The following is a 15,898-nucleotide window of genomic DNA, read 5'->3' as shown; positions in this document are numbered from 1 at the left end:
AGGTTTAAAGCCAAGCCGATTCTTTGCCGAACTGGCCCGCAGCCACCGTGCGACTGGCAGCAAACCCCGCGCTGGCCGACAATCGGTGCTCACCTGATCGTTGCTGCCCCATGTTGCGAACCCCCGCCCTGCTGATCTGCGCCGCCCTTGCCCTGCTCGGTTGCGCCAGTGCCCCCACCCCCACCGCCCCCCCTGCTGTCGCGGCCCCCATGCCGCAGCAAGCGGAGGCACCGGTGATCCTGATTTCCATCGACGGCTTCCGCAACGACTATCTGGACCGGGGCCTGACCCCGATCCTGTCGTCGATGGCGGCCGGTGGAGCACGCGCGCAGTACATGCGCCCGTCCTATCCCTCGATCACCTTCCCCAACCACTACACTCTGGTCACCGGCCTGCGCCCGGATCACCACGGTGTGATTGCCAACTTCATGACCGACCCGGAGATTCCGGGCGTGCGCTTCAGCATGTTCGACCCAGCCACGGTCGGCGACGAACGCTGGTGGGATGACGGCAAGCCCCTGTGGACCAGCGTGCGTGAACAGGGCGGCCGCGCGGCGGCAATGTTCTGGGTCGGCTCGGAGGCACCGGTACACGGCGCCCGTCCCGAGTTCTGGCGCCCGTTCGACATCAAGGTGACGTCGCAGCAGCGCGTGCAGCAGGTACTGGAATGGCTAGCCCTGCCGGCAACGCAGCGCCCACACTTCATCACGTTGTACTTCGACCTGGTTGACACGATGGGGCACCGTCATGGCCCCGACTCGAACCAGTTGAACAGCGCGCTGGGCGAGGTGGACAGCGCGATCGGCGAATTGCTGGCCGGCATACGCACCCAAGGCCTGCAGCAGAAGGTCAACATCGTGGTCACCTCCGACCATGGCATGACCGCCACCAGCCCCGACAAACAGATCTATCTGGATGACTTCGTCGACGTGAGCAAGCTCGACTTCGGCTGGACCGGCGCCTACGCCTCGTTCAACGCCCTGCCCGGCGGCGAGGCGGCCGTGACCAAGCTGTTGACCGGCAGCTATCCGCACTTCCGGTGCATCACCCGCGAACAGATCGCCGCCCGTTACGAATACGGCCATCACCGCCGCGTACCCGCCTATATCTGCACCGCCGAGCTGGGCTGGCAGGTCACCACGCGACAGGCCGAGAAGCGCAAGGGCCACGAACTGCTGGGCGAGCATGGCTACGACAATCGCTTGCGGGACATGTATTCGCCCTTCATCGGCTACGGCCCTGCCTTTGCCCAGGGCGTCACCATCGCGCCCATCGACAATGTCGACGTCTACCCGCTGCTGGCGCGCCTGCTGCATATCCAGCCTGCGACCAATGACGGCAATCCCCGCCACACCGAAGCAGCGCTGAAGCACTGACGCAGTACAAGGACTCCTGATGAAGCACTACCTGCCCGCCTCGATGCAGCAATGGATTGACCCCATCAACACCGGCCTGGAGATCCTGCTGATCCTGGCCGTCGCCTGGTTGCTGCGCCTGCTGACGCGGCGCCTGCTGGCACGCGTGGGCAAGCACTACACACTGCCGGCGCAGATCGAGATGGCGATCCGGCGCCTGTCCAATTTCATCATTGGCGCGGTGGCACTGGTGGCCATCCTGCATGCACTGGACGTGCAGGCCAGCGTGCTGTGGACGGCGTTCACCGGCTTTGCAGCGGTCGGTGCGGTGGCATTCTTCGCGGCCTGGAGTGTGCTTTCCAATATTTTCTGCACCTTCCTGATCTTCACTACCCGTCCGTTCCGGTTGGGGGACCAGATCGAACTGCTGGAGAACGGCGAGAAGCCGGGGCTGAAGGGCGTGGTTACTGATATCAACCTCATCTACACCACCCTGCATGAAGTCGGTGGACCGGTGGACGGCACATTGATGCAGATCCCCAACAGCCTGTTCTTCCAGCGCGGCCTGCGCCGCTGGCGCGGTAGCGATGCGGCCGCCACCAGCTTGCAGGGCGACGGCTGAGTTGTCCTGACCAGATAAACAACTGCCTTCGCTGCAACCAGACGCCCCCGCGAAAGCGGGGATTTCTTTTGGTGCTTTCTGTTGCGGCGGCGGATTTTACTCAAGGCGTTGGCGTTGGCGTTGGTCCTGGCCTTTGTTTGTCTTCGCCGTTGCTTGCTTGGGCCGTTGCTTGCTTTGGCCTTTGCTCGCTTTGGCCTTTGCTCGCTTTGGCCGCTGCTTCAGCCTTTGACCCAGTTTTTGCCGTCATCCTCGCGTAGGCGGGGATCGCTTTGGCTTTGGCTTTGGCTTTGGCTTTGGCTTTTGGCTCCGGCTCTGGCCTTTGCCGCTTTTGCCGTGGGCGTTGGTTCCGTCTACTGGTTTGTTCAAGCCAAGAGCAACGGCAGAATCAAAGCCAGAGCGATCCCCGCCTACGCGAGGATGACGGCATAAACAAAAACAAGAACAAGGACCAAGGCCAAAGCAAAGGCAAAGGCAAAGGCAAAGGCAAAGGCAAAGAAACACAGGCTCCACCATCTGGCCAAAACCCAGGCCACACCCCATCACCCACCTGAACAAACCCGCGCCAAGCCCGTCCCGATCCACAGCGTTCTGCTCGCGTCCACGCGCGCCATGCGAAAATCGCCAACATTGAGCGACCGGCCCGGTCGCAAGCCCGCACGCAATGTCCGCCTCTTCCAATACCTCATGCCCTGCCCCGCAGGCGGGCGACGCTTTTGCCGTTGCCGTCGTCCAGGATCCTCGCAGCGACCGCCAGCGTTGGCTCAGCGTCATCGCGTTGGCACTGGCTGCATTCGTATTCAATACCAGCGAGTTCGTCCCCGTCGGCCTGCTGAGTGACATCGGCGCCAGCTTCGGCAAGCCGATCGAGCACGTCGGCCTGATGCTGACCATCTACGCCTGGGTGGTGGCGCTGACCTCGCTGCCGTGCATGCTGCTGACCCGCAATTTCGATCGCCGCAAGCTGCTACTCGGGGTGTTCGCGTTGTTCATCCTCAGCCACGTGCTGTCCGGTATTGCCTGGAGTTATCCGGTGCTGATGGCCAGCCGGGTCGGCATTGCCCTGGCCCATGCGGTGTTCTGGTCGATCACCGCCTCGCTGGCAGTCCGCGTGGCACCGCAGGACAAGCGGCCGCAGGCCTTGGGCCTGTTGGCAACCGGTACCTCGGTGGCAATGGTGCTGGGCATCCCGCTGGGTCGTATCGTCGGCGAGCTGCTGGGCTGGCGCATCACTTTCATGGCCATCGGCGGCGTCGCCCTGCTGGTGATGCTGGTTCTGGCGCGCCTGCTACCCGCCCTGCCCAGCCAGAACAGCGGGTCGGCCAGCAGCATTCCCGTGCTGCTGCGGCGCCCGGCGTTGATGGCCTTGTACCTGCTGGTGATGGTGGTGGTGTCGGCGCAGTTCACCGGTTACAGCTATATCGAGCCTTTCGTGCAGAAGATTGGTGGCTTTGATGCGCATGTGACCACCTTGGTGCTGCTGCTGTTCGGCGGGATGGGTTTCATTGGCAGCGTGCTGTTCTCGCGCTACGGCCTGCGCTGGCCGCGTGGCTTCTTGTTGAGCGCTATCGGCGTGCTGGCTGCCAGCCTGTTGCTGTTGCGTACCGGCTTGCACAGCAGCTGGCTGCTGTACGTGCTGGTCTCGGTATGGGGCGTGGCAATGATCAGCTTCGCGTTGTCGATGCAGTCCAAGGTCCTGAACCTGGCCTCGGACGCCACCGACGTGGCAATGGCCTTGTTCTCCGGCATCTTCAACATTGGCATCGGCGCCGGCGCCCTGATCGGCAGCCAGGTCAGCCTGCAGCTGGGCATGCAGCATATGGGCCTGGTCGGCGGCCTGATCGCCGCCGCAGGCTGGCTGTGGTGCCTGTACGCCATGCTGCGCTGGGGCAGCAGCTTCCGGTTGGGCGGCCAAAAGCATTGACCTGCGGCCGCGTACACGTTTTCTACGCGGCGCCTGCAGGTATGCTTCGGCCCACGCCCCTGATTGTGGGGGTGGGTTACAGGGGGAGCACGTGGATCAGGACAGCATTCTGCGCAACGCCACCGCAGCGGACGCCGCGGCGTTGAGCGCATTGGTAACGCCGTTGGCGCGGCACCTGCTGGATGCCGACACCGGCGCCAGCGCACACGCGTTCCTGGCATCGTTGACGCCGGCGAGCTTTGCCGAGCGTTTGGCCGACAAGGAATTCGCGCATTACGTGGTTGAGGAGGCCGGCGCACTGACCGGCATGATCGCCATGCGCGACGATAGCCACATCCATCATCTTTTCGTCAGTCGTGGCACGCGTCGCCGTGGGATTGCACGGCAGTTGTGGGAACACGCCCTGCGCATCCATGGCCGCCGCGAATACACGGTCAACTCCTCGGAGATTGCGGTACCGGTGTACGAGCGGTTTGGCTTCATCTGCAAGGCGGCGCCGCAGACGGTCAAGGGCGTGCGCTTTGTGTTGATGGAGCGGCCGCGACTGGTGCAGCGGGTGGTGCAGAAGCAATATCTGAACGATGTGCTGACGGTGGGTGGGAAGGGCTGAGGGGTTTGGGGTTTGGGGTTTGGGGTTTGGGGTTTGGGGTTTGGGGTTTGGGCTTTCGGCTTTCGGCTTTCGGCTTTCGGCTTTTGATGTTGCCGTCATCCTCGCGAAGGCGGGGATCGCTCTTGCCGTTGGCTCTTGGCTTTGACTTTGGCGCGCTCCTGACCCTTTCGTTGTTCCCCAACGAAAGCCAAAGCCAAAGCAAAGAGCGATCCCCGCCTTCGCGAGGATGACGAGCAAGAGCAGAAGCCGTAGCAACTGCGACCGCAAAGGCAAAAGCCAAAGCCAAAGCAAAGGCCAAGGCAAAGACAAAGGCCAGGGCAAAGGCAAACGCCAAGGCCAGGGAAAAGGCAAAAACGAAGGCGAAGACAGCGCGCCGCCCCCTTCCCTATCGCAGCTGACTGTCCTTGCTGCCACGCCGGTTATAGCCGGCAAACGTCTCTTCCTCATCCTGCGCCTGCTGGCAGGCAACGCACAGCCTTACGCCCGGCACGGCCTTGCGCCGTGCCTCCGGGATGGGGGCATCGCATTCTTCACAGTGCTCCAGCCCCGGGCCGCTGGGCATGCGACTGCGCGCACGCTTGATCGCGTCCTCGACGGTGGCGTCAATCTGATCCTGAACGGCGGTATCGCCCGCCCAACCGGTAGCCATGTCCTGTCTCCAAGTACCGCAACAGCTCCAAGCTGCCGCCTGCGTGGACACAATTCAAGCCCCGGCTACCCGGACGTACAGCTGGCTGAACAGGCCCGGGGCATCAATGCCCCGCGAATTCCCCGCGCCCCAAGGCCTGCGCGCTGTTACCAGCAGCATCGCGGGCGGCCATGTCTGCGCCGCGGGCCTGCAAGGCCTGGAGTATCTCGGCACGCTGGAACAAGGCGGCAAACATCGCCGGCGTCTGGCCGGCATGATTGCGATGCTCCACCGTGCAGGGCGCCGCCATCAACTGGCGGGCGATGCCGACTTCACCCTTGAAGATGGCGCCAAGCAGCGCCGTGTTGCCCCGGCTGTCTTCCCGGCAGGGGTCAGCACCAGCAGCCAACAGTTGCCGCACCGCCGGCTTGTGGCCGTGGTAGGCGGCCAGGATCAAGGCGGTATAGCCCTTGGCATCCTGGCGATCCAGGTCGTAGCCCCTGTCGATGAAGGTCGCCAGCATCTCCACGTCGCCAGCACGTGCGGCGTCGAACAGATAGCGATCCAGTTGTTGCCGCATCTGCGCGGCGCTCTGCGCAATGGGGGGTGCGGCGATGCCTGGCAGGCTGAGGACGCCCAGCAACACGAACACCGCAATACGAAAAATTTTCATGATCAACTCCTGCCTTACGCGGGCGGCGGGTGCCACCCACGGCAGATCCAAGGTGACGGTCAGTCGACCAGCGTGTCGGCCAGTGCGCGTACCTGCGCCAGGTCACCCTTGGCCACCCGCGTCAGTGCTTCGCCGTAACTGGCGTCTGCCTTGTAGAAGTAGGACAGCATGGTCTGCCGTGCGGCAAGGTCCGCTTCACCCAGGGCGGTACCCAGTTGTTCAACCAGGTCCTGCTGGGTCTTGCGGTCGAAACTGCGGTACAGCTCGCCGGCCTGTTTGAAGTTCTGCTCGCGCGCGATCCGGCGCTGCTGGGTCATGCCTTCCAGCGGCAGGTTGCTGTAACGCGCAGCAGCCGCCTGCGGGCGTGGGTTGAGCGTGCTGGGTTCGTAATTGACCTCGCCCACGCGCGCACCGATGTTCATCGCGCCGTTCTGGTTGTTGTTGTTGACCTCTACCTTGCTGCGGTTGATCGGCAACTGCTGGTGGTTGGCGCCCAAGCGGTACATCTGCGTATCGGCATAGGAGAACAAGCGCCCCTGCAGCAAGCGGTCTTCGCTGGCTTCGATACCGGGGATCAGGTTGGCCGGGGCCATCGCTACCTGTTCGGTTTCCTGGAAGATATTGGCCGGGTTGCGGTTCAACTGCATGCTGCCGATCCGCCGCGAGGGCACCAGCGCTTCGGGCCAGATCTTGGTGGCATCGAGCGGGTCGAAGTCGAACCTGGTCAGTTGCTCGGCCTCCAATACCTGCAGATACAAATCCCATTTCGGGAAATTGCCGGCGTCGATCGCCTCGATCAGGTCACGCGACATGTGGTTGAAGTCCCGGCCCTGCATCGCCTGCGTCTGCTTCGGGTCGTGGTTGCGCACGCCCTGCTGGCTCTTCCAGCTGAACTTCACATAGCGGTACTGGCCATCGGCATTGACCAGCTTGTAGGCATGCACCGAAGAGCCATCCATCTGCCGGTAGCTGGCCGGGGTGCCTTCATTGGAGAACAGCTGGGTCAGGGTGCGGGTTGCTTCCGGTACATGCTGGAAGAAATCGAACAGCGTGCGGTTGGTACCGTAGTTCTTGTCCGGGTCCGGCTTGAACGCATGCACCATGTCGGGGAACTTGATCGCATCGCGGATGAAGAAGGTGGGGAAGTTGTTGCCCACCAGGTCCCAGTTACCCTGCTCGGTATAGAATTTGATCGCGAAGCCGCGCGGGTCGCGCAGGGTTTCCGGGCTGTGGTTGCCGTGCACCACCGAAGAGAAGCGCACGAACACGGGGGTCTGCTTGCCTGCCGTGAACAGCTCGGCCTGGCTGATGTCGCTCAGGGTTTCGCTGGCGGTAAACACGCCATAGGCACCCGTGCCGCGTGCGTGCACCACGCGCTCGGGAATGCGCTCACGGTCGAAGCGCTGCAGTTTTTGAATCAGGTGTACGTCCTGCAGCAGCACGGGGCCAGTGGCGCCGGCCGTCTGCGAGTTCTGGTTATCGCCCACCAACGCGCCATTGTCGCGGGTCAGGTTGCCGGCGCTGGCCGTGCTGGTGAGCAGGCTTGCAGCCAGGGTGATCGCGACAAACAAGGTGCGATGCGTCATGCGGAGTCTCTCCAATTGGGAGGCCCCAGCATCGCGATCGAAGCAGCAACGGTGAAATCGTTTGTTCGGATTTCACGCATAGGCGTTGCCAATGGATAGACGGGCGCGCCTATGCTGATAGCGGCAGCCTATGCGGCTGCCGCCATCGAACTCACCACATCAGGTCGTCAGGCACCTGGAACTGGGCGTAGTAGGCATCGTCTTCGGCATTGCCGGTGGACACTGGCGTGTCCGCACTCTGGCCGTGGTCGAGCACGATCAGGCTGGCATCACGCTCACGCACCTTTTCCGCAGCCACACGCGGCAGCAGCGCAAAACTGTCGCCATCGCGCGCGATCACCAGCGCGCCATTGGCCAGTTGGGTCCGCAGCGCCTCGGTAACCAGGATCGTGCGGATCAGCGTGCCATCGTTGAAACGGTATTCCAGCTCGCCGGCGCGCGGCAGCTTGCGGTCACTGATGATCTGCCGGGCCTGCGCGCGCAGTTCATCAGCACGACGCTGGGCATTGCGCTCGGCCGCCAGCTGGCGGTCCTTCTCGGCCTTTTCGGCGCGGGCGCGCTCGGCCTCACGCTGGCTGTCGGTCGCCGTCGCCGGGCCTTTGCCATGACGGGCCTTGACCTGCTCACGCGCCACCTGCGAGACCTGCGATTTCTTCACCAGACCAGCCTTGAGCAGCTGTTCCTGCAGCGGATTACCCTTTGCCATCGTCGTTGTTCATGGTTTTGTTGCCGAGGCTGCCATGATAGCGGTCTGCCCCGCCCTGCCCAAATCCCGATGCTTGCGCTGAAATACCTGAATGGCTATCCCGAACACCTGCAACAGCGCGCCCGCGAGCTGCTGGACGCAGGCAAGCTGGGCGAAGCCGTGCGCAAGCGCCATGCCGAGCCGCACGCGGTGCGCAACGACCGCCAGCTCTACGACTACGTGCAGGGCCTCAAGGAACGCTACCTGCGCCAGTCGCTGCCGTTGGGCAAGGTGCTGTATGACGGCAAGCTGCAGGTGGTCAAGCACGCGCTGGGCACGCATACCGCCATTTCCCGCAACCATGGCGGCAAGCTCAAGGCCAGCCGCGAGATCCGCATCGCCAGCGTGTTCCGCGAGGCTCCGGCCGGGTTCCTGCGGATGATCGTGGTGCACGAGCTGGCGCACATCAAGGAGGCTGACCACAACAAGGCCTTCTACCAGTTGTGCCTGCATATGGAGCCGGATTACCACCAGCTGGAGTTCGACCTGCGCCTGTACCTGACCGCCTTGGAACATGAACCCGGCTGAGTCGCCCATCGCCCCGGCCCCGCCACGGCGCTACACTCCCCGGCCTTCGTAGAACCCTGTGATGCCATGACCACCCCGATCCGTCTCGACAAGCGCGTTGCCGCGCAGCTGCAGTGCTCGCGCTCGCAGGCCCAGCAGTACATCGAAGGCGGCTGGATCAGCGTCGATGGCGTGGTGGTGGAAACCCCGCAGACGATGGTGACCGAGGAAATCATCACCCTGGCCGCCGAGGGCAGCACTGAAGCGGCCGAAGCGGCCACCTTTTTGATCAACAAGCCGGCCGGCTGCAGCGCCGAGCAACTGGTCGCCTTGCTGAGCGACGACAACCGTTTTGCCGACGACGCTTCCGGCATCCGCCCGCTGCGCCGTCATTTCCAGCGCCTGGACTATCTGATGCCGCTGGACGATGCCGCCAGCGGTCTGGTGGTACTGACCCAGGATTGGCGCGTGCGCCGCCACCTGCTCGAATCCGGTTCCAGCCTGGAGCAGGAGTTCGTGGTCGAAGTCAGCGGCGAACCCAGCCCGTGGGCCATGCCCAAGCTCACCCACGGCCTGGTCTATGAAGGCCGCGGCCTGCCGCAGGCCAAGATCAGCTGGCAGAGCGAGCAGCGTTTGCGCTTCGCGATCAAGGATGTGCGCCTGGGGCAAATAAGCTTCATGTGCAGCCAGGTTGGCCTGAAGGCGGAGCAGATCCGCCGCCTGCGCATCGGCCGTGTCGGCCTGAGCAAGATGCCTGAAGGCCAGTGGCGTTATCTGGCCACCGATCAGAAGTTCTGATTCAAATCGCAAGAGCGGCATGCGCGGCGAAGCTGGCAGCAACGTCGGTGACCGCCGCAACCGACACCGCGGAACGGCGCGCAATGCGTTGCCCGTGAATCACGGGTTCCACGGCTTACGCCGCTCCAGCCATCCGCAGCAACGCCGCCGCTGCGGCCCCCACGATCACCACGACCAGAAACGGCAGCCGCAGCATCAGCGCCACGGCAGCTGCGATTACGGCAGCCATGCGCGCGTCGAAGGCCAGCCCCTGCCCGGCCGAAACGGCATTCATGGTGGTCAATGACGCCAGCAGGCCTATCGTCAGGCAGCCAGCCACACGATTCATCCTCGGCGACTCCAGCCAGCGCACCGGCACCAGATAGCCGGCGAACTTGAGCGCCCACGCTGCCACGCAAGCCAATGCGATCCATACCCATAGCGTCATGGCATGGATTCCGATTTTGCGTTGGGATCGACATCCGGCTCCAGGCCTTCATCCGCAGGCCCCTTGCCGTACCAGCCCCACACCGCAGCCACGGCAGCTGCCAGCAGGATAGGCACACCCGCCGGCACCCACGGCAAGGACAGCACCGTCACCAAGGCGCAGACCAACGCAATGGCGACCGGCTCGCGCGACCGCAGCCGCGGCCACAACAAGCCCAGGAACGCCGCCACCGCTGCGCCATCCAGGCCCCACTGGCGTGGATCGCCCAACGCATCACCCAGCAATGCGCCCAGCAGAGTAAACAGGTTCCAACACACGTAGACGCCCAGCCCTGCAACCCAGAAGCCGCGGCGCTGTTCCTGCGGCTCGCTCTGGCTGGCGGCCGTCGCCGCCGACTCGTCGATGGTCACGTGTGCGGCCACCGGCTTGAGCCAGCCACGCGGGCGCAACATGCGATTGATCTGCGCGCCGTACACCGCATTGCGGACACCCAGCAAGGTCGCGGCGCCAAATGCAGCCGCCCCCGCGCCGCCGGCACCGACCACACCGATGAAGGCGAACTGCGAGCCGCCGGTGAACATCAACAGGCTCAACGCAACCGTCTGCGCCACGCTGAAGCCCGAGGCCACCGCCAAGGCACCAAAAGAAATGCCGTACAGGCCCGTTGCCACCGCGATGGAGACGCCGATGCGTACCGCTGGCGTGAAGCGTGCAGCCCTGCCCATCAACCGCGCCCGCGCGCCTGCTCAGCGGCGGCGACAAATACCACGTCGGTGGACGAGTTCAACGCAGTCTCGGCCGAATCCTGCACCACGCCAACGATGAAGCCCACGCCTACCACCTGCATGGCGATATCGTTCGAAATACCAAACAGACCGCAGGCCAGCGGAATCAGCATCAGTGAACCACCGGGCACCCCGGATGCGCCGCAGGCACCAATCGCGGCAACCACACTGAGCAGCAACGCAGTGGGCAGATCCACCGGGTATCCAAGCGTATGCACCGCCGCCAGGCTCAGCACCGAAATGGTGATCGCAGCACCGGCCATGTTGATGGTCGCCCCCAACGGGATGGCCACCGAATAGGTTTCTTCATGCAGCCCCAGCTTGCGGCACAGTTCCATGTTGACCGGGATGTTGGCCGCCGAGGAACGGGTAAAGAACGCGGTGATGCCGCTCTCGCGCAGGCAGCGCAGCACCAGCGGGTAAGGGTTGCGACGGGTGACCACGGCCACGATCAGCGGGTTACCGACAAAGGCCATGAACAGCATCGCCCCCACCAGCACTGCCAGCAGATGCAGATAGTCCTTCAATGCCCCCAGCCCGGATTCGGCCAGCAGCGAGGCCACGATGCCGAAAACGCCCAACGGTGCCAGCTTGATCACCAGCCGCACCACCCAGGTGACGGCGTTGGACAGATCATTGACCACGGTCCGCGTGCCCTGGCTGGCATGACGCAGGGCCAGGCCCAGACCAACCGCCCAGGCCAACAGGCCGATGTAGTTCGCGTTGAGCAGCGCATGCACCGGGTTGTCGACGATCTGCATCAGCAAGGTCTTCAATACCTCGCCGATACCTCCCGGAGCGCTCATCGTGCCTTCGGCCGCCTTCAGCGTCAGCGTGCTGGGAAACAGGAAACTGGCCCCGACGCCGACCAGGGCGGCAGCCAACGTGCCGATCACGTACAACGCCAGGATCTTGCGGATGTGGGTCTTCTGGCCATGCTGATGGTTGGCAATGGATGCCATCACCAGCACCAGTACCAGCACCGGCGCTACGGCCTTCAACGCAGAAATGAACACCGTGCCCAACAGGCCCACGGCGGCGGCACCGGTTGGCCACAGCATTGCCAGCACGATGCCGGCGATCAGGCCGATGACAATCTGCACCACCAGACTCGGCGCGCGGAAAGAGGGGGAAGCTTCGGTCATTGCAGGGCCCAGGCAAGCGCAAACCCCGATTCTCGCCCAAGCGGGCCGCCAGCCGCACCCCCGGAAGGTCATGAAACCGGACAAAATGCAGCCAAACAGGGAACCCGGCTAGGATGCACGCATGAATAAACCGCATCGCCCCGGAAGGCTGCTCCGCTTTTTCGCCTATGTGCTTGCTGCCGTCGTGCTGCTGATCGGCAGCGGCCTGCTGCTGGGGGACCACCTGACCCCGAAGGCGGTTGGTACACCCTCGCAGGCATTGCCGGTGCAGGCGGGCCAGACCCTGATCGACCGGCAGTTGGCGCCACTGTTGAGCGCTCACCCGGGGCAAAGCGGTGCGGTCTACCTGTCCGACGGGCTGGATGCCTTCGCCGCGCGGTCCATCATCACCCAGCAGGCTGGGCGCAGCCTGGACCTGCAGTACTACATGTGGCACGACGACATGCTCGGGCATCTGCTGGCACATGATGTCCATGAGGCGGCCGAACGCGGTGTACGGGTGCGCCTGCTGCTCGATGACATGAATGCCGCCGGGCTGGACCCACAGATGCTGGCGCTGGACAACCACCCCAACATCGAGATCCGCCTGTACAACCCGTTCCGCAACCGCGACGGACTGTGGCGGTTGGTGGAGATGGTGCAACGCGCGTTCAGCATCAACCATCGCATGCACAACAAGGCGTGGATCGCCGATGGCCGGGTGGCCATTGTTGGTGGCCGCAACATCGGCGCCGAGTATTTCGACGCGCGTCCGGACGTGAACTTCCGCGATCTCGACCTGCTGTTGGCCGGGCCTGTCGCCAATGATGCCAGCAAGGTCTTCGACAGCTTCTGGAACAGCGACGCCGTGGTGCCCATCGCCGCCCTGCATTACAGCACCAACCAGCAGTTGGCCAACTTCATCAGCCAGGCCGAGCGCGATGCCCGCAAGCAGGAAGCCGTGCCCTATCTGCAACGCGTCCGCGCAAGGCTCAGCGATGCCTACCTGAGCCAGCAGCTGAGCCTGCACTGGACCGACAAGGTGCAGATCCTCTCCGACCCGCCGCGCAAACCCAGCGGTGGCGATACCCGCGACTGGCTGGTCAGCCATCTGGCACAGATACTGGGCAGCGCGAAACATCGTTCGCTGTTGATTTCGCCCTATTTCGTGCCCGGTGCGGCCGGTACCAAAGCCTTGATCGCGCAGGCAAAGAGCGGCGTACAGGTCGGCATCGTGACCAATTCCCTGGCCGCCAACGACGTGGCCGCAGTGCATAGCGGTTACATGCACTACCGGCGGCCATTGCTGGCCGGCGGCGTGCAGCTGTATGAACTGCGCTCGCATGGCCATGCCAGCAAGGCCTCAACCTTTGGCAGCAGCGGCGCCAGTCTTCATACCAAGGCATTCGTGGTGGATGACCAGCGTGGATTCGTCGGCTCGTTCAACCTCGACCCACGCTCGGCCTACCTCAACACCGAGATGGGCGCGGTATTTGACGATGCGGTGCTGGCGCAGCGCCTGCGCGAGGAGTACCTACGCTTGTCCGGCCCCGAGCTGAGTTACTGGGTGTATCTGAACAAGGACTGGGAACTGCGTTGGCTGGACCGCAGCGGACCAACGCCGATCAGCCTGCGCACCGAGCCTGACACACGCTTCCTGCAACGTGCAGGCACGCGCGTGATCAGCTGGCTGCCGCTGGAATCACAGCTCTAGCGCGGCAGCCTTCAAACGCGCCCGCTATCGTGCTGGCTCACCCGCTTCCACAACCAGGTAGCGACATGCTCGGGCAGCTGCGCTGACAGCGCAGCCACGGCCTCGGCTTCCTGCAATTGCCCCTGAGCGTGCAACATCGCCGCACTGGCGGCCAGTTGCCCTACCTGCAGCGAACGCGCCAGGCCTGCGGGGGCCGCATCACCCACTTGGCGCAGCGCCTGCACCATGGCCGGGGCGAGCTTCCAGTGCAGGGCGATACGCTCGGCAGTCGGTGCGCTACAGCGCTCCAACAGCTCCAGCAAGGTGCCGGGCTCCCGCACCCGCAGCGGTGGCCGGGCCAGAACGTCGGCGCTGGCCTGCATGGTCAAGGCAGCGCCCAACCCCAGCAGCAAGCCCGCCAGCTGTGCGGCAAAGCCATCTTCGCGCTCGATGCTGCGCGCATGGTCAGCTGCGGCCAAGGACACGCGCAAGGTGTACTCCCACAACAACGTCGAGAAACGCGCATCCATCCCGTTGTTGGACTCCATCACCGGCTGCACCAGCGCAGCGGAGATGATCTGGCGGATACCGTCGTTGCCGATCAGCGTCACCGCCCGCTCGATGCTTTGCACATCCTGGCCTTGCAGCCGGTACAGCGCGCTGTTGGCGATACGCAGCAAGGTTGCTGCCAATACCGCATCGCTGCCGATGATGCGGGCAATCGAGCGCGAAGATGCCGTGCTGTCGTTGACGCTCTGGATCAACTGCGGCAACAGGTTGGGCCGGCGCGGGGTGTACCGGGAAGACAGGTCAGCGCGCGTCAGTGCGGCAATCACGTCATCAACCACGGCACGCTGTACCCGCAGTCCATCCACCGCCGGTGATTCAACACCCAGTGCAAGCAATAGAAAACGCCGCTGCAGCATGTCCGCGACGGGCACCTCCACCTCGACAGCTGCCGTCTCCTGGACGACCGCAGGATGGATGCGCGCACGTGGGTGCATGCCCACCTGTTGCGGCGAGCGTCGCAGCCACAGCCAGGCGCACCCGCCAACCAGCAGGCCCGCCACCAACGAGGAAAGGATCACCATGCCGATCACGGCCACGCCATCTACGAAAAACTGCCAGAAATAACGGCCGACATCTGCAGACCTTTAACCGTGCTGCGCCCCTGCCGGCGCCAGCGCGCGGTCACTTCTCCTGTTTCTGCAGGCGTACGCCCATCGGCCCCTGCAGCGAGCCATCCGCATTGACCTTGAACTCGACGGCTTCGGACTGGGTACCGGGCACCTTGACCTTCAAGCTGTCCTCTTCACGCGTATAGGTCGTCTGCTGGGCCTTGCCCAGCATCTCCACGGTGACATTGCCATCGCGCTGGAAGGTATAGCTGACCATGCCCATGGCATCGCTCCAGGTCCCGCTGAGCCCTTGGCTGCAGCCGGCCAGCAACATCACCAGTACAAGGACCAACCACTTCTTCATGCCAGGCTCCCAAGGCTGCCACCGTGGCCGCCCGATCACCCAATTCTGGCATACCCGGACGATCTGGCCCCATCACCTGCGTTAGGCTTGCAGCCTGCCCATCGGGAGTTGTCCCATGCGTCGTGCGATGTTGCTTGCAGCCGTATTGCTGATCTTCGCTCCAGCTACCCCCGCCCTTGCTGCCCCGGCCTCCGGCGGCGGCCATTTCGTCGCCCGCGAAATTACCGTTGAAGGGCATGCGTACCGGTACCAGGTGTTCATTCCAGCTGCCAGCGCGACGCAGCCGCTGCCATTGGTGTTGTTCCTGCATGGATCAGGCGAACGCGGTGACGACGGCATCAAGCCCACCGAGGCTGGCGTGGGTCCATGGCTGAAACAGAACATGGACAGCTTTCCGGCGCTGGTGGTATTTCCGCAGGTGCCCGAGAACGAAGAATGGCGCGGTCGCAACGCACGCATGGCGTTGGCGGTACTGGACAGTGCCCGCGAGGAATTTCACGCCGACCCGAAACGCATCTACCTGACCGGCTTGTCGATGGGCGGTTATGGCAGCTGGGAGCTGGCGCTTACCCGCCCCGACCAGTTTGCTGCCCTGGTCCCGATCTGCGGCGCGCTGCTGGCGCCGCGCGAAGAGCGGGCAGGCCTGCTGGTGGACCAGGTTGCCGGCAGCGCTGACCCCTACACCGCTACCGTCATCCGGCTACGCCATGTTCCCACCTGGATATTCCACGGCGCCCTTGATGACCTGGTACCCACCCATGACGACCGTGCCTTGGCCGCAGCCAGCACGCGCCTGGGCGCAGGCTTCCGCTACACCGAATACCCCGACACCAATCACAACGCCTGGGACCCGACCTACCGCAACCCGGCCATGTGGACGTGGTTGTTCGCCCAACGGCTACCGTGACCCAGCCATCAGCGGTTGCGTGACTTGAATCACGC

Annotated in this window: 17 protein-coding genes; 8 read left to right on the top strand and 9 right to left on the bottom strand. The window is 64.0% G+C overall.

Going from position 1 to position 15,898, the window contains the following annotated elements; all coding sequences use genetic code 11:
* Window positions 1-209: 209 nt before the first annotated feature.
* The 4 genes from RT460_RS02455 (at window position 210) to RT460_RS02440 (ending at window position 4,508) form a co-directional block, all read left to right on the top strand.
* The gene (locus RT460_RS02455) at window positions 210-1,376 is read left to right on the top strand and encodes an ectonucleotide pyrophosphatase/phosphodiesterase (RefSeq protein WP_313316947.1); all 1,167 of its coding nucleotides are present in this window, start codon (window positions 210-212) and stop codon (window positions 1,374-1,376) included.
* 19 nt (window positions 1,377-1,395) lie between these two features.
* Entirely contained in the window at window positions 1,396-1,977 is a 582-nt protein-coding gene (locus RT460_RS02450) for a mechanosensitive ion channel family protein (RefSeq protein ID WP_313316945.1), read from the top strand.
* Between the two features lie 661 nt (window positions 1,978-2,638).
* Complete coding sequence (locus tag RT460_RS02445; protein WP_313316943.1) at window positions 2,639-3,898, top strand: sugar transporter; 1,260 nt, start codon at window positions 2,639-2,641, stop codon at window positions 3,896-3,898.
* 91 nt (window positions 3,899-3,989) lie between these two features.
* Window positions 3,990-4,508, top strand: coding sequence for a GNAT family N-acetyltransferase (locus RT460_RS02440; RefSeq protein ID WP_313316942.1), 519 nt, complete (start codon window positions 3,990-3,992; stop codon window positions 4,506-4,508).
* 385 nt (window positions 4,509-4,893) lie between these two features.
* On the opposite strand, the gene RT460_RS02435 is transcribed toward RT460_RS02440, so the two are convergent.
* The 4 genes from RT460_RS02435 to RT460_RS02420 all read right to left on the bottom strand — a co-directional run bounded on the left by RT460_RS02435 (window position 4,894) and on the right by RT460_RS02420 (window position 8,101).
* Window positions 4,894-5,157: a DksA/TraR family C4-type zinc finger protein gene (locus tag RT460_RS02435; protein WP_313316941.1), complete on the bottom strand. Its 264-nt coding sequence runs from the start codon at window positions 5,155-5,157 to the stop codon at window positions 4,894-4,896.
* Window positions 5,158-5,260: 103 nt separating this feature from the next.
* On the bottom strand, window positions 5,261-5,809 hold the full coding sequence (locus tag RT460_RS02430; RefSeq protein WP_313316940.1) for an ankyrin repeat domain-containing protein: 549 nt from the start codon (window positions 5,807-5,809) through the stop codon (window positions 5,261-5,263).
* 59 nt (window positions 5,810-5,868) lie between these two features.
* Window positions 5,869-7,395: a catalase gene (locus RT460_RS02425; protein WP_313316939.1), complete on the bottom strand. Its 1,527-nt coding sequence runs from the start codon at window positions 7,393-7,395 to the stop codon at window positions 5,869-5,871.
* Between the two features lie 151 nt (window positions 7,396-7,546).
* Window positions 7,547-8,101 carry a DUF2058 domain-containing protein gene (locus RT460_RS02420; protein WP_313316938.1) on the bottom strand — a complete coding sequence of 185 codons (555 nt, stop codon included), beginning with the start codon at window positions 8,099-8,101 and terminating at the stop codon, window positions 7,547-7,549.
* Window positions 8,102-8,170: 69 nt separating this feature from the next.
* Here RT460_RS02420 and RT460_RS02415 point away from each other — a divergent pair, with 69 nt between their 5' ends.
* Complete coding sequence (locus RT460_RS02415) at window positions 8,171-8,668, top strand: YgjP-like metallopeptidase domain-containing protein (RefSeq protein ID WP_313316937.1); 498 nt, start codon at window positions 8,171-8,173, stop codon at window positions 8,666-8,668.
* A 66-nt stretch (window positions 8,669-8,734) separates the two neighbouring features.
* Window positions 8,735-9,445: an rRNA pseudouridine synthase gene (locus RT460_RS02410; protein WP_313316936.1), complete on the top strand. Its 711-nt coding sequence runs from the start codon at window positions 8,735-8,737 to the stop codon at window positions 9,443-9,445.
* Window positions 9,446-9,560: 115 nt separating this feature from the next.
* On the opposite strand, the gene RT460_RS02405 is transcribed toward RT460_RS02410, so the two are convergent.
* The 3 genes from RT460_RS02405 to sstT are packed head-to-tail and all read right to left on the bottom strand — an operon-like array spanning window position 9,561 to window position 11,802.
* A complete protein-coding gene (locus tag RT460_RS02405) occupies window positions 9,561-9,872 on the bottom strand; it encodes an AzlD domain-containing protein (RefSeq protein ID WP_313316935.1) in 312 nt (103 codons plus the stop codon).
* Window positions 9,869-10,597 carry an AzlC family ABC transporter permease gene (locus RT460_RS02400; RefSeq protein ID WP_313316934.1) on the bottom strand — a complete coding sequence of 243 codons (729 nt, stop codon included), beginning with the start codon at window positions 10,595-10,597 and terminating at the stop codon, window positions 9,869-9,871. Before RT460_RS02400 ends, RT460_RS02405 begins: the two co-directional genes overlap by 4 nt.
* The gene (gene sstT, locus RT460_RS02395; RefSeq protein WP_313316933.1) at window positions 10,597-11,802 is read right to left on the bottom strand and encodes a serine/threonine transporter SstT; all 1,206 of its coding nucleotides are present in this window, start codon (window positions 11,800-11,802) and stop codon (window positions 10,597-10,599) included. Before sstT ends, RT460_RS02400 begins: the two co-directional genes overlap by 1 nt.
* Window positions 11,803-11,923: 121 nt before the next feature.
* Here sstT and RT460_RS02390 point away from each other — a divergent pair, with 121 nt between their 5' ends.
* Entirely contained in the window at window positions 11,924-13,495 is a 1,572-nt protein-coding gene (locus tag RT460_RS02390) for a phospholipase D family protein (protein WP_313316932.1), read from the top strand.
* Between the two features lie 11 nt (window positions 13,496-13,506).
* Here RT460_RS02390 and RT460_RS02385 read toward each other — a convergent pair whose 3' ends face one another.
* A complete protein-coding gene (locus RT460_RS02385; protein WP_313316931.1) occupies window positions 13,507-14,580 on the bottom strand; it encodes an HDOD domain-containing protein in 1,074 nt (357 codons plus the stop codon).
* Window positions 14,581-14,665: 85 nt separating this feature from the next.
* Entirely contained in the window at window positions 14,666-14,956 is a 291-nt protein-coding gene (locus RT460_RS02380) for a DUF5640 domain-containing protein (RefSeq protein WP_313316930.1), read from the bottom strand.
* Window positions 14,957-15,083: 127 nt separating this feature from the next.
* Here RT460_RS02380 and RT460_RS02375 point away from each other — a divergent pair, with 127 nt between their 5' ends.
* Window positions 15,084-15,863: a PHB depolymerase family esterase gene (locus tag RT460_RS02375; protein ID WP_313317074.1), complete on the top strand. Its 780-nt coding sequence runs from the start codon at window positions 15,084-15,086 to the stop codon at window positions 15,861-15,863.
* The last annotated feature ends 35 nt before the right edge of the window (window positions 15,864-15,898 follow it).

Origin of the sequence: Stenotrophomonas sp., assembly GCF_032061965.1 — a bacterium.
In the GTDB taxonomy this organism is placed as follows: domain Bacteria; phylum Pseudomonadota; class Gammaproteobacteria; order Xanthomonadales; family Xanthomonadaceae; genus Stenotrophomonas.
Note: the sequence above shows the minus strand (reverse complement) of the source record. Positions and strands in the feature narration are given on the sequence as shown.